This is a genomic window from Flavobacterium profundi (assembly GCF_006491645.1).
In the GTDB taxonomy this organism is placed as follows: Bacteria; Bacteroidota; Bacteroidia; order Flavobacteriales; family Flavobacteriaceae; genus Flavobacterium; species Flavobacterium profundi.
In genome coordinates, this window is record NZ_VDCZ01000003.1 from 248653 (window position 1) to 272339 (window position 23687).

The 23687-nt window shown below is 29.2% G+C and carries 22 protein-coding genes; 9 read left to right on the plus strand and 13 right to left on the minus strand.

What is annotated here, in order from left to right:
* Window positions 1-121: 121 nt before the first annotated feature.
* Window positions 122-265 (plus strand): hypothetical protein, encoded by a 144-nt coding sequence (locus FHG05_RS18340; RefSeq protein ID WP_181369148.1) that lies wholly within the window; start codon window positions 122-124, stop codon window positions 263-265.
* A gap of 329 nt (window positions 266-594) precedes the next feature.
* Here FHG05_RS18340 and FHG05_RS06295 read toward each other — a convergent pair whose 3' ends face one another.
* From FHG05_RS06295 to FHG05_RS06340, 10 genes are all read right to left on the minus strand, one after another.
* The gene (locus FHG05_RS06295) at window positions 595-3297 is read right to left on the minus strand and encodes a carboxypeptidase-like regulatory domain-containing protein (RefSeq protein WP_140997165.1); all 2703 of its coding nucleotides are present in this window, start codon (window positions 3295-3297) and stop codon (window positions 595-597) included.
* Window positions 3266-3952, minus strand: coding sequence for a GLPGLI family protein (locus FHG05_RS06300; protein ID WP_140997166.1), 687 nt, complete (start codon window positions 3950-3952; stop codon window positions 3266-3268). Before FHG05_RS06300 ends, FHG05_RS06295 begins: the two co-directional genes overlap by 32 nt.
* 63 nt (window positions 3953-4015) lie before the next feature.
* A complete protein-coding gene (locus FHG05_RS06305) occupies window positions 4016-4276 on the minus strand; it encodes a hypothetical protein (RefSeq protein WP_140997167.1) in 261 nt (86 codons plus the stop codon).
* A gap of 165 nt (window positions 4277-4441) precedes the next feature.
* Entirely contained in the window at window positions 4442-5125 is a 684-nt protein-coding gene (locus FHG05_RS06310; RefSeq protein ID WP_140997168.1) for a GLPGLI family protein, read from the minus strand.
* Window positions 5126-5181: 56 nt separating this feature from the next.
* Window positions 5182-5415 (minus strand): hypothetical protein, encoded by a 234-nt coding sequence (locus tag FHG05_RS06315; protein ID WP_140997169.1) that lies wholly within the window; start codon window positions 5413-5415, stop codon window positions 5182-5184.
* A gap of 126 nt (window positions 5416-5541) precedes the next feature.
* Entirely contained in the window at window positions 5542-6273 is a 732-nt protein-coding gene (locus tag FHG05_RS06320; RefSeq protein ID WP_181369149.1) for a GLPGLI family protein, read from the minus strand.
* Between the two features lie 43 nt (window positions 6274-6316).
* Window positions 6317-6997, minus strand: coding sequence for a GLPGLI family protein (locus FHG05_RS06325; protein ID WP_140997171.1), 681 nt, complete (start codon window positions 6995-6997; stop codon window positions 6317-6319).
* A 40-nt stretch (window positions 6998-7037) separates the two neighbouring features.
* Window positions 7038-7277, minus strand: coding sequence for a hypothetical protein (locus FHG05_RS06330; RefSeq protein ID WP_140997172.1), 240 nt, complete (start codon window positions 7275-7277; stop codon window positions 7038-7040).
* A 17-nt stretch (window positions 7278-7294) separates the two neighbouring features.
* On the minus strand, window positions 7295-7525 hold the full coding sequence (locus FHG05_RS06335) for a hypothetical protein (RefSeq protein WP_140997173.1): 231 nt from the start codon (window positions 7523-7525) through the stop codon (window positions 7295-7297).
* Window positions 7526-8022: 497 nt separating this feature from the next.
* Window positions 8023-8733, minus strand: coding sequence for a GLPGLI family protein (locus FHG05_RS06340; RefSeq protein WP_140997174.1), 711 nt, complete (start codon window positions 8731-8733; stop codon window positions 8023-8025).
* 411 nt (window positions 8734-9144) lie between these two features.
* Between FHG05_RS06340 and FHG05_RS06345 the strand changes: the two genes are divergently transcribed.
* Both FHG05_RS06345 and FHG05_RS06350 read left to right on the plus strand, forming a co-directional pair.
* Window positions 9145-10839 carry a helix-turn-helix domain-containing protein gene (locus FHG05_RS06345; protein ID WP_140997175.1) on the plus strand — a complete coding sequence of 565 codons (1695 nt, stop codon included), beginning with the start codon at window positions 9145-9147 and terminating at the stop codon, window positions 10837-10839.
* 86 nt (window positions 10840-10925) lie between these two features.
* Complete coding sequence (locus tag FHG05_RS06350) at window positions 10926-12056, plus strand: DinB family protein (protein WP_140997176.1); 1131 nt, start codon at window positions 10926-10928, stop codon at window positions 12054-12056.
* 81 nt (window positions 12057-12137) lie between these two features.
* Here FHG05_RS06350 and FHG05_RS06355 read toward each other — a convergent pair whose 3' ends face one another.
* Window positions 12138-14657: a DEAD/DEAH box helicase gene (locus FHG05_RS06355; RefSeq protein ID WP_140997177.1), complete on the minus strand. Its 2520-nt coding sequence runs from the start codon at window positions 14655-14657 to the stop codon at window positions 12138-12140.
* Window positions 14644-15411, minus strand: coding sequence for a hypothetical protein (locus FHG05_RS06360; protein WP_140997178.1), 768 nt, complete (start codon window positions 15409-15411; stop codon window positions 14644-14646). Before FHG05_RS06360 ends, FHG05_RS06355 begins: the two co-directional genes overlap by 14 nt.
* A 345-nt stretch (window positions 15412-15756) precedes the next feature.
* Here FHG05_RS06360 and FHG05_RS06365 point away from each other — a divergent pair, with 345 nt between their 5' ends.
* The 3 genes from FHG05_RS06365 to FHG05_RS18670 all read left to right on the plus strand — a co-directional run bounded on the left by FHG05_RS06365 (window position 15757) and on the right by FHG05_RS18670 (window position 17064).
* Window positions 15757-16293, plus strand: a complete 537-nt coding sequence (locus FHG05_RS06365) for a hypothetical protein (RefSeq protein ID WP_140997179.1) — start codon at window positions 15757-15759, stop codon at window positions 16291-16293.
* Window positions 16294-16465: 172 nt separating this feature from the next.
* Window positions 16466-16876, plus strand: coding sequence for a hypothetical protein (locus tag FHG05_RS06370; protein ID WP_140997180.1), 411 nt, complete (start codon window positions 16466-16468; stop codon window positions 16874-16876).
* Between the two features lie 50 nt (window positions 16877-16926).
* Entirely contained in the window at window positions 16927-17064 is a 138-nt protein-coding gene (locus FHG05_RS18670) for a hypothetical protein (RefSeq protein WP_394344896.1), read from the plus strand.
* Between the two features lie 74 nt (window positions 17065-17138).
* Here FHG05_RS18670 and folK read toward each other — a convergent pair whose 3' ends face one another.
* Complete coding sequence (folK, locus tag FHG05_RS06375; protein WP_140997181.1) at window positions 17139-18272, minus strand: 2-amino-4-hydroxy-6-hydroxymethyldihydropteridine diphosphokinase; 1134 nt, start codon at window positions 18270-18272, stop codon at window positions 17139-17141.
* A 120-nt stretch (window positions 18273-18392) separates the two neighbouring features.
* Here folK and sppA point away from each other — a divergent pair, with 120 nt between their 5' ends.
* The 3 genes from sppA to FHG05_RS06390 all read left to right on the plus strand — a co-directional run bounded on the left by sppA (window position 18393) and on the right by FHG05_RS06390 (window position 23675).
* On the plus strand, window positions 18393-20159 hold the full coding sequence (sppA, locus tag FHG05_RS06380; protein ID WP_140997182.1) for a signal peptide peptidase SppA: 1767 nt from the start codon (window positions 18393-18395) through the stop codon (window positions 20157-20159).
* A gap of 90 nt (window positions 20160-20249) precedes the next feature.
* On the plus strand, window positions 20250-20957 hold the full coding sequence (locus FHG05_RS06385) for a queuosine precursor transporter (RefSeq protein WP_140997183.1): 708 nt from the start codon (window positions 20250-20252) through the stop codon (window positions 20955-20957).
* A gap of 99 nt (window positions 20958-21056) precedes the next feature.
* Window positions 21057-23675 carry an AsmA-like C-terminal region-containing protein gene (locus FHG05_RS06390; protein WP_140997184.1) on the plus strand — a complete coding sequence of 873 codons (2619 nt, stop codon included), beginning with the start codon at window positions 21057-21059 and terminating at the stop codon, window positions 23673-23675.
* The last annotated feature ends 12 nt before the right edge of the window (window positions 23676-23687 follow it).

The following is a 23687-nucleotide window of genomic DNA, read 5'->3' on the forward strand; positions in this document are numbered from 1 at the left end:
TCTACTATAAAACAATAACAACCCATTTTTTAACGCTCTTTTACAATAGTTTAGGATAGTTTTAAGAGAATTTAAATTGGAATTGGTTATATTCTTCCTATAACATTAAAACACACATATTATGGGAATTATTAAAGATTCAAAAAAGTTTAAAACAACCAAAGAACAGACTAATCCGACGAATCCTACTGGGAATGTCGATCAGAAAACCAATCAATTTGATATTGATAAAAAAACCATTAAAAAGCAACAGCAAAAACATTAGTCCATGAAAATAAGGACTACGGTTTGTGCATGAAAAAAGCGTTCTTAAGGAGAACGCTTTTTTTTGTGGCATACAATCATAACTAACTACATGGCGTATACAATATTAATAAACCTTATTAGGAACAGGCAATAAGAAGTTTATTCAAAAATTGAAATGTTATATTTAAAATCTTTTATAAAGAAATTATTAAGCGATTCCAATTGATGTATCAAAACTACTTGGCTTTTTTGAGCCAGACAAATGATAGCACTCGACATTCGGGAATTTCGACTGGTTTTTCAGGAATTTAGATAAAATACATTATCACTTTAAGAAGCACTAAATGATTATAATTTATAGCTTATCGATAATAAAATAATTCTTGGCAAAGTAAAAGTTGTGGAATTGGAAATTAAAAAATCTGAAAAGGAATTATTAATTATTGTCCCGTTGTTCAAATAGTTACGCGCTGAAAGTTCAAAACGCAACGGATGATCTTTCTTTTGATAACTCAAATAGGCATTACCAATTCGATAAGTCGTTTTTTGATTTTGACTATTTTCATTAAACGTCACTTCATAATCGGTTTTAAAAGTAAAGGATCTTAAGAAGTCGATATCCCAACTGAAAGAGAAAACGTCATTTGTAAATTGGGACGAAGTTAAACCGCTAAACTGACTAAAACTTTTGTTATACCCTACACTGGCACTAGGCCATTTTTTAGTAGCTGTACTTATCTTTACACCTACAGCCTGATTGTTTCTATTATTAGTAGTCGTTTGATTATTTAAAGTTTGAATATAACTGAACCAACTTAGGCTGGAATTGAACTGCAATCGAAAACGGTGGATTTTTTTACTAAGCGTACCGTAAGCTCTCCAATTGGTTTCTGGATTGTCTGTAATAATAGGCGTGTTAAACTGATTGATTCCGTCCAATTCCACTTTATTTCTAATGGTTCTTATCTTTTTATTGAAATTAATGTTTGCAAAAAGCATTAAACCGCGATACATACTGGTTTTTTTATAACGCAAACTAGCCGTATGAAAACGCTCATTACTCAATAAAGCATTCCCTCTAAAAACGGTATTATAACTTTGCAACGTATAGCGTTCTAATAGTTGGGTTGCATCTGGAAAATCATTTGACAGTTGGTACTTAAACGTCAGTGCTTCCGATTGGTTGAACTCGTACTCACTATCCCATTGCGGTTCCAAATACGTTTTGTTTACAGTATAGGTAGCGGCAATTTGATGGGTTTGTAAATGATACTTATGGGTATAGATTCCGGGTTTATTAATCCATTTTCCTATTTTGAATTTGTATTCCAAGCCTACATAAAAATCATTCAACACATACTCCAAATCATTTCCAAAACCACCATTGGCAAAATCGTTCACCGTACCGTCTGACACCAACTGCTTTTCTGAAATTTGCAAATGAGTGGTACCAAAATTATTTCCTACATTGGTATACAAATGATTGTAATTGTTGACAATCCAATAATGCTTGAACAAGGCATCTATAGTATTGTTTTTTACTTTTTTAACTTGCTGAATTTCATAAAAACTATCATTTTCCAGAGGAATCAACCCTGCTAAAAATTCAGTATCGGTTAACCAAATATTCGTAGGAGTGTTGTTTTCATAACTTTGATTTACTACAAAAGTTGTCGTATGCTTGGTATTTTTATACTGTTTGTGCCATTCTACAAATTGCTTGATTTGATTGTTATCTGCTTCGTTTAGGGTTTCAAAAACACTTTGTTGTCCATCTCTAATAGAGTTCAACATAGACGCAGCATCGTTGGCACTCGATTGCAATTGCGCATTGTAAAACCATTTTGAATGGTCACTTGGGCTGTAATCTAACTTAACATTAGCAATTCCTAGCAAGGTTTTATTTTCTTTTTGGGTCGTTCTATTTTCAAAAGTAAAAGCACTATTTTGCAAATACTCGTTATTGCTTTCCGTTAAAGAAGCACTAAATAGTTTTGAAAAAATGGCAAAACCTTCAACTGCCAGTTTGAAATTGAGATCGTGTTGAAAATTTAAAGCTCCAAATTGCGATTTATTTTCGATAACATCGGTATTATCGGTAGTAAAAGCATACAAATTGGTCAATTGTTTTCTATCATTAAAAAAACTACTCACACCTCCTTGAAAACGCATCAAGTCCTGAAAAGAAAAGGTTCTTTTTCCTATGTTATTCGCATCTCCAATAAAACTGACATTGGTTTTCGGACTGTAATAAAACAAAGCCGTGTGCAACAAATGAAATCCATTATCGTTTGCCACCTCAGCACCCGCCTCCACATCTCCAAACACAAATTTCTTTTTCTCTTCTTTGAGTTTTACATTCATGGCCAGTTCATCGCTGTCTGACACTTCTTTTAGAAAACCCACTTTATTAAAATGGTCAATTACTTCTATTTTATCTAATGCATCGGCCGGAATATTTTCTACGGCTAATTTGGAACCGCCCCCAAAAAAAGATTTGCCTTCCACCATCATTTGAGTTACTTTTTTACCTTGTACCGTAACCGTTCCATCTTTGTCGACTTCAACACCTGGCATCTTTTCTAGCACTTCTTTCATTTTGCGCTCATTTCCATTGGCAAAAGAAGCCACATTATAAATTAAGGTATCTTTTTTTACCACTATCGGTTTGTACTCATAGTCGATTACAATTTCCTTTAATTGTTGCCCGCTTTCTTGTAATACAAAATGATGCTCTTTAAGATCGCTATTCGCATCTATCTTTAACAAAGCTTCCTTATAGCCTAAATAGGAAACTTTAATTTCATAAGGCACTTCTTTTTCTAGCTCTAGTTTATACCTCCCTAAATGATCGGCAATAGCAAATTTAAGTCCTTTGTTTTCTAGTAAGGGTTTGGCAATTACATTGGCATTGGCTAATGGATTTTGTAGACTATCTTTTACCGTTCCAGTGAGTGTTTGACAAAAAGAATGGGAACAAAAAAAGAGTATAAAATAGCACATCAGCTTTGTCGTAGCATTAAAAAGTAGGTGGTTTTTTAACAATTTCATTAAATTCTTCTTGAGTTACATTTTTTCCTTTAGTTGGTTTTTCAATTACTATTTCATTGGTGCTTAAGTCTATTTTTTCAACTCCATACACAGTAAATCTTTCATGAAGTTCAAGAATTAAGCCAGGCAGTCCATCATATCCATTAGGTCCATAACTGAAAGGAATACTGGGACAATACCAAGCAGTTACTGGAAATTTAAAAGTACCTTTAGAATTTGTTACAATTAATTCTGAAGTTGCTTTATAACATAAATAGGAATTAATCAATTTGGATTCATTTTCTAATTTCCAGTCTGTTCTGTGTGTATAATTTATAATAAATTTTCCAAAAGCCCCTTCGGTTTGCTTAATTTTTTTTTCTGTACCTACTTCAGTGTAGAAAGTACTATTTGCTCCTGAAAAAATTTTTGCTAAAGAGGTATCTTCGTCTTCAATCATTTCATTCACACTAAACAAGGATGCCTTTTTATTGAAAACTAGAGAAAAGGAAATTTTTTTACTTCCGTTTTGTGCTTTTTCAAACAACGCTCCCATTCTTTCATCTTGAGATATCTTTTCATCTTGACCAATAATCAAATTGTATTTTACTTTGGCTGAATTTATTTGACCATACAGATGAAATGTAAATAAAATCAAAAAAATAATTTTTTTCATTTTAAACGTATTTATTAATTCTTACCATATACATGTATATGGTAAGAATTTTTATTTTTTATATTACAAAGTACCCGTGCATTTCTGAAAATTATGAAACGCTATAGCACCAGCAGCTTCAAAAGTAAGTCCTAAATTCTCTAATCTTTCGAAATCTTCAAGATATTTTTGACCACATGTTTTTTCTTCTGGAATTATTTGAATATTTTTTTCATTTTGCATATCTTTATTTGATAGGTTTTCAAAAACTTCAACATCATTACTTGCTACACCATTTAATGAAAACGCGACAGCTACTAATACACTTAATATATATTTTTTCATAATCTTCTTGTTTATTTTTACACATATAACTTGTTCTTTATAGGCATCCAAGCTAATCCTTTTCTATTTATAAAAAGATTCAATTAGTATTTCTTATTTGATAAATCTTAGAAAAAAGTGACTTCTTTAGTGAAGTTTCACAATTAATAAGGGAATAATTTAGAATTAATTTATACCAATTTTTTTAAGAAATTCTTCCTCCGTTACCTCTTTATTTTTTGGGAAATCTATTTTAATCTCTTCTTTAAAAAATTCTATCCCTTTTGCTACAAGTTTGGTTTTATCATATTCTAATTCTAAAATTAAACCCGGCAATCCCATGTAGCCATTAGGTCCATAATTAAAATTTATTTGAGGCGTATACCAAGCGGTTACCAATCGATTTACCTCCTTACCTTTTCTGGTAACAAACTTATAATTATAAGTAGCTTTATAACAGGTATAGGCATCTATTTCTTTCGTTTCGCTAGACAACTCCCAATTATAATTTGTATTACTAATGACATTTAAATTATTTGTAACAGAAAACAATATGTTTCTTTTCTTTTCATAAAAATAATCAGAAATTGAATATGCAAGATTGGCTATTTTTGCCATTCTTTTATTACTATCATCTGCGTCCATTTTTAAATTTTCTTTAAAAATAAAACCCATATTATTGGCTTTTAAAACAAAAATTTTATTTGTAAAAGATTCATTAATATTTTCAAACAAATCATTATGTTCTACATTTTTAGGGTCAATTTTAATTGGTTCAACAATCGATTCGTAATTCACCACAATTGATGAATAATTTTGAGAAAAACACAAAATTGATACTAAGAAAAATAAAATAACTATTTTTTTCATTTTAATAATTTAAATATTTAATAGGTTATCATTTTTTTTGACAATCTATTAATTAATTATTGACGTTTTTCATCGCAAGCTTCATAAAGAACTAAAAGTAATTCTCCTTCATCAATTGGAGTAAGAGAAACCCCAAATGCATTTTGAATGGCATCAGCTACAATGAAACTCGCCTCAACACATTCATCTTCTACAATTTTACTTTTTATTTGTACATCTTGGTTTTCATTTGCTAAGCATACAAGTGTAAATGCAATTAGTGCCACAAGGCTGAAAATTATTTTTTTCATAAATATTATTTTTAAAATTTAATTGAATACTGCTATATTAAATAGCATTTTTATTTTTTGAATTTAAATATACCTAACTTTTAACTAGGCCATTAGTCTTTATCATTTTTTTACTATAATGATAGTCTACTCCTGATTTAACAGCTCTCTTTTTACCTTATTATCTTTTTTAATAATATCTTCATCTTTTAAATCTTCCCCTTCAGTTGGTTTTTCTATTGGAATTTCTTTATCCAAAAATTCAATTTTTTCAACTATATATCCAACTTCCTGTTCTTGCAATTCTAAAATTAGACCCGGTAACCCGGAATATCGAATAGGCCCTAGAGAAACTGGAATTTCTGGACAATACCATGCAATAACAGGCCAAGGAAACTCTCTCCCTTTCCATTTTTGAATATAGGTATAGGTTGCTTTATAACAGGTATATCCATTGATGTTTTTGGTTTCATTTGTTAAATTCCAATCGATAAAACTGGCTTTTTTAGTTCTTAGAAGAATGGCAAAAGAATAGTACAATTGTTCGACAAGTTCGTCGGTTGCTCTATTCAGATAAAATTTATCCATACCGTAAAACAAACCGGTAACATAGGCTCTAACACTTTTACTCTCGGCATCAGAAATTAAACTTTCAGACAAATAAAATAAGGATTCATTCTCGTTAAAATCTAACGAAAAGCGCAGCATTTTTGCCATCATTTCTTCGTCTAAAGCTTCTTGATATCGCATTCTGTTGCTTTCTTTCAGCTCTTCTGTAGCTTGTACATGAGCAAAATAAGATTTGTAGGTTATTTTACCGCTTTTTTGAGAAAATAAAAAAGAGGAAACAAATACTAAAAGAAGAGGTAAATATTTCATGTTACAAATGTTTATTTCTAGTGAATCAATTTTTATATACCCATTATCTTTGAGGCAAATTCGCTTTAATAGCATCATAATAGGCTTTTTCATCAATTTCTTTCAATTTATTCAATTGAAGAATTTCTGTATTGTCTTTATGAAAAGTAATTGATTTTAACACAAAATGAGTGGCAGGCATTTCAATTAATTCAACTATCAGACCAGGCAAACCATTATACTCGTTAGGACCATAACCAAAAGGAATTTCAGGACAAAACCATGCTGTAATTTCATGATTAAAAGTTCCTCTCTGATTGGTCACTTTTTTAATTTTTGTTGCTTTATAACAGGTTAAATTTTGTATTACCTTAGCTTCAGTGGTTATATTCCAATCTGAAGAATCTTTTTTCTTTTCATAATAAAGATTATCATTTATAACATAAAATGAAGAATTATTTTTTTTATGTAAATAATCTCCTTTACTTATTATTTTAGAAGCAGCTTTTTCAAAACTTCTATCATCTAAAATCATTTTTTTTGAAATTGAAAAAAACGAAACACTATCATTAAAAACTAGTTCAAATTCAAGATTTTTAGAAGCCTCCGTAATTTTATCAAAAAAAGCCGACTCTCTTTTTGGATTTTGAACTTTAAAAAGCACATTATATTTTGCTACATTATTTTGAGAAACAACAGTAGTTATAGCAAATAGTACAAATAGTAGTATAAATTTATTCTTCATTATATTTTATTTAACAGGGGACATTGCCCCTGTTTTCATTTTAATCAACTCCTTGACCAGAATCTCTTATTAAGTTTCTATTCATTAACCAACATTCTGCATATGCAGCATTTCCAGCATTTGCAATTTGTTGATCATCTAATCCAGCCTCTGCGGCCCAATCCATCGCATCAAACATCCTATCATCACAATAACCTACCGCTACTTGTTGTGATCTTAATCTTGTAGCAAAAGAAGACAACGAGACTAAAATAAGTGTACTTAAAACTATTTTTTTCATAATCATAACCTATTAAATTAAAATGAAGGGTTTAATTCCGAATTTTGCCTTAACCAACAATTGGCATACGCCCAGTTTCCAATATAACTTACTGTTTGATCATCAAAGTTTTCTTCCAAAGCCCATTCCATAGCATCAAACATAGCTTCTTCACAACTTGGATCCAAAACTTGTTCACTATTTGTATTTGCAAATGACCACAATGAAGTCGTCATTAAAAATACTAAACTAAAAATTACTTTTTTCATAAATTTGTTTTTTAATTAAATTAATTACAGTCATACTAGGTGTTCGTCAAAACATAATTAGAAAGGACTGTTTTTTTAGTTGGCACTTCGTAAAACAAGAAAAAGCCAACTTTCTTTATCCTTGTTTGATAGTTTTGTTTTAGAAAATCTATCCATTCCTTTTTTGCTCGTTTTTTTTTACGGGTTACTATCAGCTGAATCAATCCCAAATAGTGGCCGACTATTTTTTTGAAAAATGGATGTTAATTCTCTCATTTCTCATATTTCAAAACTACATGTGTTTTTCAATTAATACAAACATTGCTACTCGACATTCTTGAATACCGACCTTGTTTTCATGAATTTCAAGAAAAATAAATTGATTATTAAAACTTTATAAACTAAAGTATTTATAGTATGAAAGATTAAAATACACCTTATTTTAATTAAACTTTATGTTTTAAAAAATATATTCTATAAAAATCATTAGTAAAATTTGATCAAGGTAAAAAAACTCTTTATCCTTTAATGTTGCTTTTTTTAATATCTAAGTCCATTTTTTCAAAATCTGAGCGTGAAATTATTTTAGCTTTTTTTGAAAAGAGCGGCAATTTTTCTTTACTATTGAATTCTATTTTTTTTAAACCATATAGTATATTATCATATTGTAATTCTATAATTAAACCTGGTAGTCCGCCAAAACCTCTTGGCCCATATGAATAATTTAATTCTGGGCAATACCAAGCAATAACAGATTTTTCAAAATACTTTAAATTACCTTGTTTATCATATCTACCATTAGTATAGTGATGGGTTTGTATCGCTTTATAACATACATACTCACCAATTTTTTTTGTTTCATTAACTAAATTCCAATCCATTAATAATGAATCCATTATAATAAACTGCTTATCATCAGACACATTAAATTTGGTTTTATTAGCTAGATCTATATATAGAGGAGTAGTTGTTGTAAGAATCGTTATAGCAACTAATTTATTCTCTAAAATAGCATTATCATCCAGTTTAAAAACAGATAATTCATTATTAAACAAAAGAAAGGGTTCTTGTTGTTCCGCATTTTCATTTATTTTTTTTATAAAAGAGTTATCTATAACTGGTGAGCTTTTTAGAGCCTTATCTTCAGAAATTTTAACATTGTAAATTGCTTTAATATTATTTTGAGCAAAAGAGGAAAAAGCAATAAAAATTAGCACTATCTTTTTCATGAGTTTATTATTTAATTAAATTAATTACAGTCGTTCTTGTTCATTAAAACGTAAATCAGGAAAATCATATTAATTATAGTTGATTAATCACTACTTAAAAAAGTCAACTATATCTTTGTTGTTATATAATGATTTTGTTTTAGAAATATATTCATTCCTTTTCAACTCTTTTCTTTAAGGTTTACAATCAACTAAATCAATCCCTAATAATGGCTTCATATCTTTTTAGAAAATAAATATTTCTCTAATTCAAATCTAATAGGGTTTCATAAGGTTTACAAATAAAGTAACTCGATATTCTTGAATTTCGACAAGTATTTCAGGAATTTATTGAGAATATTATTTTCAAATAAATTAAAAAGTAGATATTTACAATTTAAAAATTCAAGCTGAAATGCTGTAAAATTTCTTATGAAACATTTTTTTCTATTCGGTTTATTCTTCTATTTTGGTTTTATATACTCTCAAAATACAATCTTATCAAAACTATCTTACCAACAATTAATAGACTCTTTTCATAAATATAAAGGGCAAATAGAAATTCAAAAAAAATTTGCTAAAGAATACTTAAATAGAGGCAAAAAAGAAAAAGATATTGAACGAATCGCAGGGGGATATTATTTCCATTCCTATTTTTACAATGACAATAACTGTTTCAAATACTGTGATAGTGCTATAGAAATAACTAAGAATTTTAAAAATCAAAAATTCCCAATGGTAGCATATAGCAGAAAAACAGACAAGTATGTAGAATTAAAAGACTATGTAAAAGCAATAGATAATTTATTACTTTCAGAAAAATATGCCTTAAAATTTGACAATCTTATGTATTATTATGATGCTAAAAATAACATTGGTATCGTAAAATCAGAATATTTAGGGGAATATAATGAAGCTATCGATTTATATAAAGAGAGTTTAGATTATTTTAAAACCAAAATAGGCAACGATAAAGATTACAATAATTACTATTTAGGAATTATTTTCGGTATTGCAGACTCTTACAAATCCTTAAAAAATACAGACTCTTCAACATTTTACAATCAATTGGGTTATAAAGAATCCATTCGATTAGGAGCTAAAGAAATGAAAAATCTCTTTATCCTTAATGAAGGAGCCAATCAAGTATTTAAACAAAATTATTATGCAACTATTGATAGTATTGATAAAGCTTTACCTCTTTTAATTGAAAGTAAAGACCTTGGAAATATTATAGCGGCAAACTTTTATTATGGCAAAGCCTATGAGGGTTTAAAAAACGATAAAAAAGCAATTTATCATTTTAAGAATGTTGACTCTTTATATCTTTTAAATGGAAGAATAAATCCTGATTTTGTAGATGGATATATGTATCTTGTAAATTATTATAAAAGAATAGATGACAAAGAAAATCAACTTTTATACATTAACAAGTTCATAAAAATCGATAGTGTTTTAAAATACAATTATCAACAACTCAACAACAAAATCAAATATGAATATGAAATACCACATTTAATTAAAGATAAAGAAAATATTATAAACGAATTAGAAAGTAGTAAAAAAATCAATATTTTCATAATAATTACAGTTATAGGTATTTTTCTTCTAGCGTTATTTTATGGCATTAGGCAAACCAAACTTAAAAAAATATATAAAAAACGCTTTGAAACTCTAATAGAAAATAAGAATGAAAATAAAACATTTAAAATAACTGATACAGTAAAGAATGCACAATTTTCAAATGGATTAAAAATAGGCTTAACAGATGAAACTATAATAAATATTCTAGAAGAATTGGAAAATTTTGAAAAAAATAGAGGCTATCTTGATTCTAGCGTTAGTTTACAAATTTTAGCCCAAAAATTGAATACCAATTCCAAATATCTTTCTCTTATAATTAATTCAAAAAAAGAAAAAAACTTTACACAATATATAAATGATTTAAGAATCGACAACATCATTAATGAATTAAAAAACACCTCCATTTTTAGAAATTACACCATTATGGCTTTAGCCAATGAAGCAGGTTTTAATAACGCTGAATCGTTTTCAAAAGCTTTTTTTAAACGAACAGGAATAAAACCATCCTATTTCATCAAAGAATTAAAAGAACGTTATTCATAATTTTCATTACACATATAACTTTTTTTATTGATTCCTTCTTAAGCTATGTATATTTGCATGACATTATTCTGAAACAGAAAAACATCATGAAAAAAACATTTTTATTAATGGGCTTGTTCATTCAATTGACATTGAGCGCACAAGACACAAAAGTAGTTTCCAGTACTTGGACTTCTTTTACACAATCAATTAACGTAGAATCTAAAACCGAAAAGAAATTTAAAATTGAAGCCTCTGTAAAAGCAGTTATTGCAGATGAACATGCTTGGGCAGGTGTGTGGGCAAGAGTAGACAAAAAAGATGGCGGTTATGGTTTCTTTGATAATATGGGAGATAGACCTATTAACACCGACACTTGGCAAACCTATGCTGTGGAAGGAACTTTTGATGCAACTTCTAAATCCATCAATTTTGGAGGTTTATGTGAATACAATGGTAAATTTTATTTTGACGATTTTAAATTATACATTGAAAATGACAAGGGCGTTTTAGAACCTGTAAAAATAACCAATGGCGATTTTGAAAAGAAAGTAGAAAACGGAACTGTTCCAAGATGGAGCTTTGGCGTTTCAAAAGGAAAAAGTATCAAGGTAAAAGAATTTGACGTTACCTCAACTACTGACAAAGCCGAAGGAAAACTGGCATTACTTGTAGAAGGCAAAGGCATAGTCTTTAAAGACTCTTATAAAATTAAGCCTATGGAAGATGTTTCTCCTCAAATTGGAACTTTAATTGCCATGTTAGAAAACTTAAAAGACCGTGTTGAAAATCAGGTAAAAAATATGAGTCAGTATGAATTAGACTATCTCCATGATGACAAAGCCAACCGTATTGGTTCTTTAATCATGCATTTAGCTGCTGCTGAAAAATACTACCAAGTATACACATTTGAAAACAGAGGTTTTACGGAAGAAGAAAGCAAAATGTGGGAAACCGCTTTAAATTTAGACCAAGGTGGTCGAGATGAATTACGCAATCATGATGCTCAATATTATTTGGATATTTTTAATGAAGTACGAGCTAAAACCATAGCGGAATTAAAGAAAAGAGACGATGCTTGGTTGATGGAAGTACATGAGAACAGTGGCATGAACAACTTTTTTGGTTGGTTTCACGTTATGGAACACCAATCGAGTCATTTAGGACAAATCTTATTTTTAAAGAAACGTATTCCACCAGAACCAGAAGTAAACTTGGAACAACCGATTAAAAATTAAATAAAAAATGCGTTCTTAATGGAACGCATTTTTTTTATCAGTTGGAATAATTATTAACTTATTAAAACAATAATGAAATATTTAATATTGCAAATATTTTTTTATTTCAAATTGAAACAACTCTGGTTGTTTCTTTAAATAAAATTCAAAGTTGACTCTATCCTTATCTTCTACAAATAAGTTCCCATTAATATCTAGTTTTAAATTATCTAATTGTTTATCTTTTTTTAATTTATTTATAGTATTCACACTTAAACCAAAACGAACAAATTTAATTACTTTTAAATCTGTTGTTCCATAAACATATTTGAAATAATATTCTTCTGTTATTAAATTGAATTCATAAAGAAATACAATCAGCGAGTTCAATTTAAAACTCACAAAATCTTCTTCTAATTTTAATTTTACAATTGCAATATTTACTAATATATTTTCAGGCTTATTTAAATTTATATAAACATTCCTATTATAATGGTCATTATCATATATTTTTGATGTCCTCGATGTTTCACCATATGAACTACCTATATATAACAATGGGTCTTCAGTCTTAGATTTTCCAATAAAATATTTTAAAGTTTCATTTATTCGTTCATTTAAATGCAACTTTTGTGTAACTTCTAAAAAATGATTATAATAATTTCTTGCTTTAATATTTTTCAATCTTTCTAATTCATAATCTTTAATATTATCTTCATTCTCTAATACAAATATATCTTTGACAATATCAACTATTTTTAAGTCATCATTAAAATTAAATTTTAAAATCTGCCCTATTATTTTATCAATTGCATAATCTAAATCTTTATAAAAAACATTTATTGAATTTTCAATTAAATATTTTTTTATTTCAAAATTAAAATTTATTGGTTCCTCTAAAATAAATTCAGAATACTTAATTAATTTATCATCCTCAATCATTTGCTTTTCTTTTCTTTCTTTTACCTTTTCTTTTGTACCTGAAAATTCCAAATTATTTATATCATAATTTTCTATTAAAGGATTTTTAATAACATCTTTAAAAGTATGCTCTCTTAAAGATTTCAAAGCAGTTTCTATACTGTTTTTACCTTGATATTTTTTATTATCTAAAAAGTGAATTTTTGTCAAGAGCCCTTTTAAGGTCGGTTTATCTTTGCTAAAAACTTCATTTAATCTATTTGCCCTACCTATTAAGTTAATTAAATCCTTTACTTTAAGTCTTTCATTTTTATTTCCAGTCCCATTGGTTGTAATAAATATTGTATCAATAGGTAAGTTAATACCTTCTAGTATTACAGAATTTGCCACTATATATTTAATATCATTTATATTTTTGAATTTTTCTTCTAGATATTCCTTAATAATATTTGGTATTTTTGCATGAATATATATAACACCTTTTCTAATATAGTTTACTACATAAAATGATTTGTGGACTTCTTTATTTAAAGTATCAATTATTTTCTTTATCTCTTTATTATTTGATAAATCATTATTTGTTTTTTTTGAAATTTTTTTGGCAAGTCTTTCTACAATTTTAGGTCGAGAGTGGAATACAAAGTTTTTATAACCACTATTTTCAATGATATATTCAAAATAATTTGTTTTATTAATTAAATCAAAATATGAATCTGTAAAACGGTCATAAAAATAACTCTTCTTGCTCTTATAAAGATATAACTCAAAAGACTTAAAGTCATGTTGAATTTTCTTAGTAAAAATTTCTCCATTATTAGTACTCTTAACCTTTAAATTATCTACATTATCTATGAGAGGAGAAAGGTATACTATTTTTTGAGAATAATTTCTCTTATGATTAAGCTGAATTAATCGAGTCAAAATATAACTCCTTGAATCTCTATCAAATAATTTATGTGCTTCATCAATAAACATTACTTCATAGTTAATTAATAAATTTTTATTAAGGAGTCTTGTTGCTCTTTCTTGTGTTAATATACCAATGAATTTCTCCTCATTATTATACATTTCATCATGCAATATCAATTTATAATCTAGATTTAATGCTTTAATATCTTTATAAGTCTGTACTAATAATGATTTAGAAGGAACGATAACAGCTATTCTTAAAAAATCTTTTATTTTTATAAATTCTTTAATCAAAGAACTTTTCCCGTAGGATGTTGGAGCTATATAAGCGACTTTATTAAATTGACTTTTAATTATTGAATTTCTTGAAATATTTTGCTCTAATGACTCTATGTATTTTTCGGGAGATTCGAAATCCCTTTTATAAGAAATGAAAGCTATTGCATCTAAAATTAAGTTTTTTGAATCTACCTTATAAATCTTTTTTTCAAGTTTAGTTATAAAGTCAATAATAGGATAAAAACCAATCTGAAGACAAATCTCATATAGTGGTTTATAATTATTAAAATTTAAAGTATACTTCAAAATGATAAAATAACCTATTTTAAAATAGCCTTTTAATCTTTTATCAAGATTATAATATTTAAAAAACATTAAAGAACATGTCAAAATAAATTCTTTTTCCGTATCATTTAATTCTTCATTTAAGCAAAGCTTTCTAAATTTCTCTTTAAAATATTCATCTTTACTTAATTTCTTTAATTCTAATAAATCTTCATTATTCTTTTTCAATGTCAATAAATTTTATAAATTCATCAATACTCTTTTTATTAATACAAATAATATTCAATTTATTTGCTCCATAATCTTTGCAAAGATTTTTTAGCTCATCTTTTAAGCTATCATTTATATTTTCAAAATTATCTCCCATAAAAATGGTAGAACTAGGAATAATATTAAATTCATCTATTTTATGAGACACATTATCCATAAAATCTTTACTGAGCTGAGTAATTAGTTTAGATAATTTTTCATTTTTTCTTACATTTCCATTCTCTAAATGATTCTTTGCATTTTCCCAAGGATCACTATCTTTGATATCATTTGATTCAATTTTCTTTTTAATATCTTTATAAGCTGCTTTTATTTTACTTGTATGTTTTGTTTTATACTTTGAAGTAGATTTACTTTCTACTAACCATAATGTTTCATCTTTTAAATACAATCCATCAAATCCTTTTTTTGGACCATTTTCTTCTAAATTCTTAAATAGAAAATATTGCTTATAATCTTTTGATCTTAAATAAAGATGACAAATAAATTCAGCCACATAACCTATTTTTGGCCTTTCATCTTTACCTTTTTTTATAAACCATTTTTTAATCGCTTTTTTCACATACACTATATCATCTTTACTTAAATCGCCATTTCTAATCAATGCAATTTCTTTTTCGATTAAATCAATAAAATCATTAGAATAACTTTCAATATTTATAAAGTTTAAACAAAGCTTATCTGAAATTTCAATTACGTTATTATTAAACATCTAAATTGTAATTTATATTAATTTGTTCTTATTTAAAATCTATAGTATATAAACAAAATAGATTTGTAATTTACCAAATATAAACTATTTAGGTATTTAATATTTAGGTATTTCTACCTATTTTAAATACTTAAACCTCTATTAATATATTAATACAATGCATTTTATTATTTTGTGACAATTAATTTCAACATTATTTTTTTGACACAAAACGGTGACAAATTATTTTTAAAATATTTTTTTGTTACAAATTATTTATGTAAAAAACCGTGACAACTATTTAATTCTTAAAAAAAATGTCACGGTTTTTGATATGTATTATAAATCTTTAATTAATAATACATAATGAAAAAAGATTCTATTTTTAAATCAAACTTATTTCTTTCACAACATGAAATTGCGATGCTCCTAAATATTAATAGAAGTCAATGGGCTATGTTTTTATCTGGCAAACGCGATATACCTCCTAAAGCTAAATTAAAATTAGCCAATTTAATCGCTATTTCAAATAACTTATCAAATGAAATTCCAAAAAACTCACCCTATTTAAAAAATATTGAAGAAAAAAAGAACAAAATTTTATTAGAAGAATTCAGAAAAAATCTAGTAGAAAAAGAATATCTCGAAAAGAAATTAGACCAATTAAAAAGAAATTATTTTAAAGCAAATACTACATTTAATTTAATATCTAAACTAAAGGAAGGCAAAAATTTAAAAGAAATTGATATTTTATTATTGAGTTCAATTGAAAATAAAATAATAAATCATTTAGAAAAGAATGGATTACACATACAAAAAAAGCTACAATTAAAAATAAACACATTAATAATTTATAAAAACCAACTAGAAAGAGAGATAAAAAATAATGAACTCAATCTTTAAATGTTAAAAAATAAACTCACTTTTGTTTAAAACTCTTAAATTTATCTTAATTTTTAACTTGTTTTTAAGTTTTTTCTTACAAATGGTTAATTTTTTTATAAATTAATTTTTACCATATTTATTGGCATTTCGTTTGATGATTATGTAATATAACATTTAATTTTTTAAAAACATGAATTACTCAATCAACAATGTAACTCAGGTTACAGACTGCGACGTGCTAATCTCTTGGGCGGAAAAAGAGAAAGCTGAATTAACTTTTAAAAAAATTTCAGAAGAACGTTTAACAAATAAGTATGCTAATACTTCATTAGAGGTAGAAGCTATTTTACAAGGTGTTTTAGCTGAAATTTCTGCTGTTGAAACAGTAATTAGTGTTTTACCTGATGGTCAAACAAAAGACGAGGAGATCAAAAAGAAAGTTAAGTTAGAGTACAAAAAATTCTTACTGGAAAATCGTAAAGAAAGTTATGGTGCTGTAGCTTTACTAGAAAAAGAACTTGATTTGGAACGTATTAATAAAGAGCTGCTAGAAGTAGATGCTTTTATTACTACTATTACAAATCACAAAGCAAACTTATAGATAACGTTTATAAGTAAGTAAAGGGTTGACTATAATAAGTCAACCCTTTTATTTTAGAAACTAACCACATGCTCCTCAACCGCCAATTCACTTCACGCCAACGCGAATACGAACTAATTATTTACGACCATTTGTATCGCTATTATAAAGCCAACTATTTTAAGGAAGTAGTGGTTAATTCCTATTAATAAATACACCCAAAACCAAGCCTTTAGACATTTGACTTTATCACTTTAGACTTTATGACTTTATGACTTTATGACTACCCCAACTTCTCTTTAATACGCGCCAATAAAAAAACATAATCCTCTTGGCGTTTTACAAAATCTAGATCGGAAACATCAATAACCAATACGTTTAAGTCGGTTTGCGTTTTGATATAATCCAAATACCCACGGTTGATTTTCTCTAAGTACTCTGCCGGAATTTCTTGTTCGTAACTTCTCCCACGTTTTTTAATATTGGCTAACAGGCGTTCGGTATTTTGGTACAAGTAAATATACAAATCGGGTTTAGCGGTTTCGCGATGGATAATGTCAAACATGGTTTTATACAAGCGAAACTCGTCTTCTTGTAAGGTAACCTTAGCAAAAATGAGCGATTTAAAAATATGATAATCGGCTACGATAAAATCTTTAAACAAATCAAATTGCGCCAAATCATCGGTGAGTTGTTGGTACCTGTCGGCTAAAAAAGACATTTCCAAAGGAAACGCATAGCGGTTTTGATCTTTGTAAAATTTAGGCAAAAACGGATTGTCGGCAAAACGTTCTAGCACCAATTTCGCATTGCAATCTTCTGCAATTTTAGTCGCCAAAGTGGTTTTTCCTGCCCCAATGTTCCCTTCAATCGCAATATAATTGTATTGCTGCAAACCCAAGCTTTCTACCGGAGAAACCAGCTGATATACTTTGGTACACACACTTGTATCGCTAGTCGTAGCCAGCAATTCAGCAACCGATTTTTTAAGAACAGGATGCACCCAATTAGGCACTATGTCTTTTAAAGGCAACAACACAAAATTGCGATGTTGCAGTTGTGGATGCGGAATTTGTAAGGTATCAGTAGCAAGTTGTTCTTCGTCGTAACTAATAATGTCCAAGTCAATTATTCGTGCTTGATAGCCTTTATCTTGCGTACGCACGCGACCCATTTGCTTTTCAATTTTAAGCAATTGCGCTAAAATCTTTTGCGGACTTTTATAGGAATGCAAGACTACCACTCCGTTATAAAAAGCAGCGCTCTCAAAGCCCCAAGCAGGAGTTTCATATAGCGGAGACACTTTTACCACACTGGCCACTTGCTCGTGTACCAAATGAATGGCTTGTGTAAGGTTCTCCAACCGATTGCCTACATTACTCCCTATGGAAACGACTATTTGATGTTGCTTTTTCATCGGGGACAAAATAACAAACAATTTTAGACTTATAATTTCTATTTTCTATTTTTTTATGAACATGTAACATTTTAACATTTTAGCAGACCTATAGGGCAGATAAAATTAAATGAATAGAAAATGAAATTTTTAGGAAATGTATTAGCCACCGTAATTGGAATTTTTGTGTTCTGTATGGTGTTCTTTTTTGGACTTCTATTTTTAGGAGCTATCATGGGTGGAGACAAAGACACCGTTAGGGTAAAAGATAATTCGGTTATTGAATTAGACTTGTCTAAAGTAACACTCGACTATGGTGGAAAAGTAAACTTTAAAGAATTCAATTATTTTGAAACCAAACATGACGGTTTAATCGATGTGATTAATGCCATAGACGCAGCCAAAGCAGACGACCAAATTAAAGGGATTTCTATTTTAAATAATGAATCACAATTAGGTATGGCGCAAAGTAAAGCGTTGCGCGACAAATTAGAAGATTTTAAAAAATCGGGAAAATTTGTTGTTGCGTATTCCAACTATATTTCACAACGGGATTATTATTTGAATTCGGTTGCCGATTCGTTGTATTTGAATCCTATTGGAGAATTAGAATTTAAAGGGTTGTCTTCTGAAATCTTATACTTAAAAGAATTACAGGAGAAAACGGGTATTAAAATGGAAGTTATTCGTCATGGAAAATACAAAAGTGCTGTTGAGCCTTTCTTAGCACAAGAAATGAGTCCAGAAAACAGAGAACAAATTTCGGTGTTATTGAATGGCGTTTGGAACACGGTAGTGACTGATATTTCAAAAAGCAGAAATATTTCGGTAGACAGTTTGAATAGTATTGCCAATTCTTTAGGAGCGCGTACTCCAGAATTAGCCTTATCAAAACACATGATTGATAAAATTGCATATGAGGATGAGTACCACAATGCGATTAAAAAACAGTTAAAGGTAAAAGAGGATGAAGATTACAAAACCGTTGACATCTTAGATTATGCTAAAAAAGTAGCGACTTCTGCTGTGGATTATTCGGTAAAAGATGTAATTGCAGTTGTGTATGCACAAGGTGAAATTCAAGGTGGTGAAGGCGATGTAAACATTATTGGTGAAGGTGCGGTAAAAAGAGCATTAAAAGCGGCTAGAGAAGATGAAGATGTAAAAGCCATTGTATTGCGTGTGGATAGCCCAGGAGGAAGTGCTTTAACTTCTGAATTGATTTGGAGAGAAATTGAAATTACGAAGAAGGACAAACCTGTGATTGTTTCTATGGGGAATGTAGCCGCTTCAGGTGGGTATTATATTTCTTGTAACGCAGATCGCATTTTTGCGGAACCTAGTACGATTACCGGTTCGATTGGTGTTTTTGGAATCTTACCTAATATGAACGAATTAGGAAAAAACATTGGTATTAATGCAGAACAAGTAGCCACGCATGACAACGCAGCGGGTTATAGTTTGTTTGAACCGGTTAGCGAAGACTTTAAAGCGTTTACACTAGAAAGTATTGAAAATATTTATACCACTTTCTTAACCAGAGTGGCTACAGGTAGAAAAATGACAACCGAACAAGTAGATGCTATTGCACAAGGTCGCGTTTGGACAGGTACAGATGCTTTAAAAAATGGTCTAGTAGATGAATTAGGTGGATTAGATGACGCTTTAAAATATGCTGCTAAAGTGGCTAAAGTAGAGGATTACCGCGTTGAAAATTATCCAGAATATGATAAAAAACTGGAAGATTTGATTGCTAATTTTACAGGGATTTCCATGTTCCAATCGAGAGAGGCTTTATTAAAAGAGCAAATTGGAGAAGAGAATTTCCAGTTATTAGAGCAAATTAAAAGAGCGAACCAATTGAAAGGGGTTCAAGCAATGATGCCTTTTGAATTGAAGATCAAATAAGTTTTTCTTATAAAACTAGTTTAAAAAGCTATTTCTTTCTAAAGAGAGAAATAGCTTTTTTTTGTAAACTTGTATTCTTAATTTTACTCCATGAGCATACAAGACAAACTTTTGGCACAACGCATTTATTTAATTCTTGCGAGTTTATTTATTTGTTCTTTAGTGGTTTCCAATTTAATTTTTCAAAAGTTTTTTTACTGGTATCCTTTTGGGGATGTGGAAATTTTTGGAGCCAAATTATTCCAGATTTCAGTAGGTATTATTCCTTATCCTATTACGTTTCTAATTACCGATATTATTTCGGAAATCTATGGCAAAAAGAAAGCGAACCAAGTGGTTACCACAGGAATTTTTGCTTCGGTTTTTTCCTTAGGAATTATTTACGTTGCTAACTTGGCCCCTGCTATTGATAATTCTCCGGTTACAGATGCTTTGTTTACCCAAGTATTTGGGCAAACAGCTTTAGCAGTTATCGCTTCGATGCTCGCTTATTTATTTGCCCAATATATCGACATTCAGGTGTATCACTTTTGGAAAAAACTTACAAAAGGTAAAAAATTGTGGGTGCGTAATAATTTTTCCACTATTACCTCACAAGCAGTCGATACGTTTTCGGTCTTATTGTTATTGTGCAGCTTTAAAATTCTTACTTGGGATTTATTTCTACCCTTGTTTGTAAGTGGTTTCCTTTTTAAAGTGGGAGTTGCCTTGTTAGACACTCCTTTTATGTATCTAGCGGTTTACTTTTTCAGAAAAAGATTTCAGTTGAAAATGAATGAAGAGTTAAGTATCGATTAATCAAAATTATATAAAAATTTATCAGAATCTTAATACATTATTTTTTAATTTGGTAGTACATTTGTATATCTAACCTATAAATCTTCAAAAACAATTACTATGGCTAAAAAGTTCACATTCAAGAAAGTACTTAAAATTGTAGGTATATTTCTTCTCGTAGTTATTATTGCTTTAGCAGCTGCTCCTTTTCTTTTTAAAGATAAGATTAAAGCTTTGGTCTTAAAATCAATTAATGAAAGTGTAGATGCTACTGTAGCATTTGAAGATGTAGATTTGAGTTTGTTCCGAAATTTCCCAAATGCCACGGTTAACATTGATAAATTAAGCATTATCAACAAAGCCCCTTTTGAAGGAGATACGCTTTTTTATGCGGGTGATGTCAATTTAAAAATGAGCATTAAGGAATTATTTAAAGGGGATGATGAACCGATGAACTTACAAGGTTTTAGTAGTTCTAATGCCGTAGTAAATGTAATTTTTAATAAAGACGGTTTAGGTAACTTTGATATTGCCTTGAAAGACCAAGAAGAAGATACTAGTACAAGTGAAAGCAAACCTTTTGCTTTAAACATTCAGGAATATGCCATTAACAATTTACGATTTACCTTCTTAGATGAAGGTGCAAATATGAAAATGGTATTGGATAGTTTGAACCATACTGGTAAAGGAAACTTTGCCCAACAAAAGTTAGATCTTGAAACGAAAACGACTACCAAAGTATCGTTTGAAATGGATAGTACGAACTACATGAAGAATGTTACGTTATCGTTAGATGCGGTTTTAGGGATCGACTTAGACAATAGCAAATATGAATTTAAAGATAACAAGGCTTTAATCAACCAATTGCCTTTAGAATTCAATGGGTTTATCCAAATGTTAGAAGACGGACAATTGTATAACCTAACGTTTAAAACGCCAACTTCCGATTTTAAAAATTTCTTAGGACTAGTTCCAGAAGCCTATGCAGGAAATATCAATCAGGTAAAAACAACAGGAGAATTTAAAGTAAGTGGTAAAGTAGATGGTAAATTAACGGAAACTACGATTCCTAAATTCAATATTGAATTGGCTTCTAACAATGCTTCTTTCCAATATCCAGATTTACCAAAAGCAGTTCGTAATATCATCATTGATACGCACATTGTGAACGAAACGGGTTTAATGAATGATACTTATGTAAATTTAGACCAACTATCCTTCTCGATTGACCAAGATGTATTCAATGCAAAAGCAACAATTAAAAATGTAGCAGAAAATCCTTTAGTAGATGCCGCTTTAAAAGGAACTATTAATTTAGCGAATGTTACCAAAGCCTATCCGGTACAATTAGACAAACCGCTAACTGGGATTTTAAAAGCAGATGTAACGACTAAATTTGATATGAAATCGGTAGAAACGAGTCAGTACCAAAACATTCAAAATGCGGGTACACTTTCTTTAACCGGATTCAAATACGAAGGTCCAGAAATGGCGAAACCTTTTGAAATTAAAAGTACGTCTTTGGCTTTTAATCCTAATCAAATTCGTTTGAATGAGTTTGACGCTAAAACAGGTTCGTCTGACCTTCAAATTACAGGTGGTTTAGACAATTTATACGGTTTCTTATTTAAAAAACAAGTTTTAAAAGGAAGCTTTGACATGAACTCTTCTCGTTTAGTAGTATCTGATTTTATGGCTCCTACAACAACGACATCTGATGATGGTAAAAAAACAACAACAGAAGCGGTAAAAATTCCAGATTTCTTAGATTGTAGTATTTCTGCTAAAGCAACAAATGTTGTATATGATAATTTAGATTTGAAAAATGTGAGTGGTAACTTAGCCATTAAAGATGAAGCCATTTCATTAAGCAATCTAAAAATGGATGTATTTGGTGGAAGCATTGGCTTAAACGGAATGGTTTCTACCAAAGGAGCCAAACCCATTTTCAATATGGATTTAGGTTTAAATGCGGTTAATATTGCCGAATCATTTACTCAACTGGAAATGCTGAAAAGTATTGCTCCTATTGCGAATGTAATTAACGGTAAGCTAAATTCAACCATTAAATTATCGGGAGATTTAACGGATGACATGACACCCAATTTAAAAACTCTTACTGGTGATTTAGTGGGGCAATTGTTATCGACTACTGTGAATGAGAAAAATTCGACTTTATTAACGGCTTTAAGTTCGAATGTAAAATTCTTAGATGTAAGCAAATTGAATTTAAATGATATTAAAGCTGCTTTATCTTTTAAAGATGGAAAAGTAGCTGTAAAACCAATTGATTTAACCTATCAAGATATTAATATAACTGTGGGTGGAACGCATGGCTTTGATCAAACCATGAATTATGACGTTCAATTTGATGTGCCTGCTAAATATTTAGGAACAGAAGTAACCAATCTATTGAGTAAATTAACGCCAGCAGACCAACAAAAACTGGAAAGAGTTCCGATAACCGCTAATTTAACAGGTAATTTTACCAATCCAAATATTAAAACGGATTTAAAACAAGCGACTACTAATTTGGCTACTCAAATTGTAAAACTACAAAAAGAAAAATTGGTTAATGAAGGAACCAGTGCTTTAAGCAATTTATTCAATGGTACTAAAGACAACACTACTACTACCGATACAACGAAAACGACCACACAAACACCAAAAGAAGATATCAAAGAAGGTGTGAAAAATGTAATTGGCGGTTTCTTAGGTGGTAAGAAAAAGAAAGAATAGTAATAAATTATT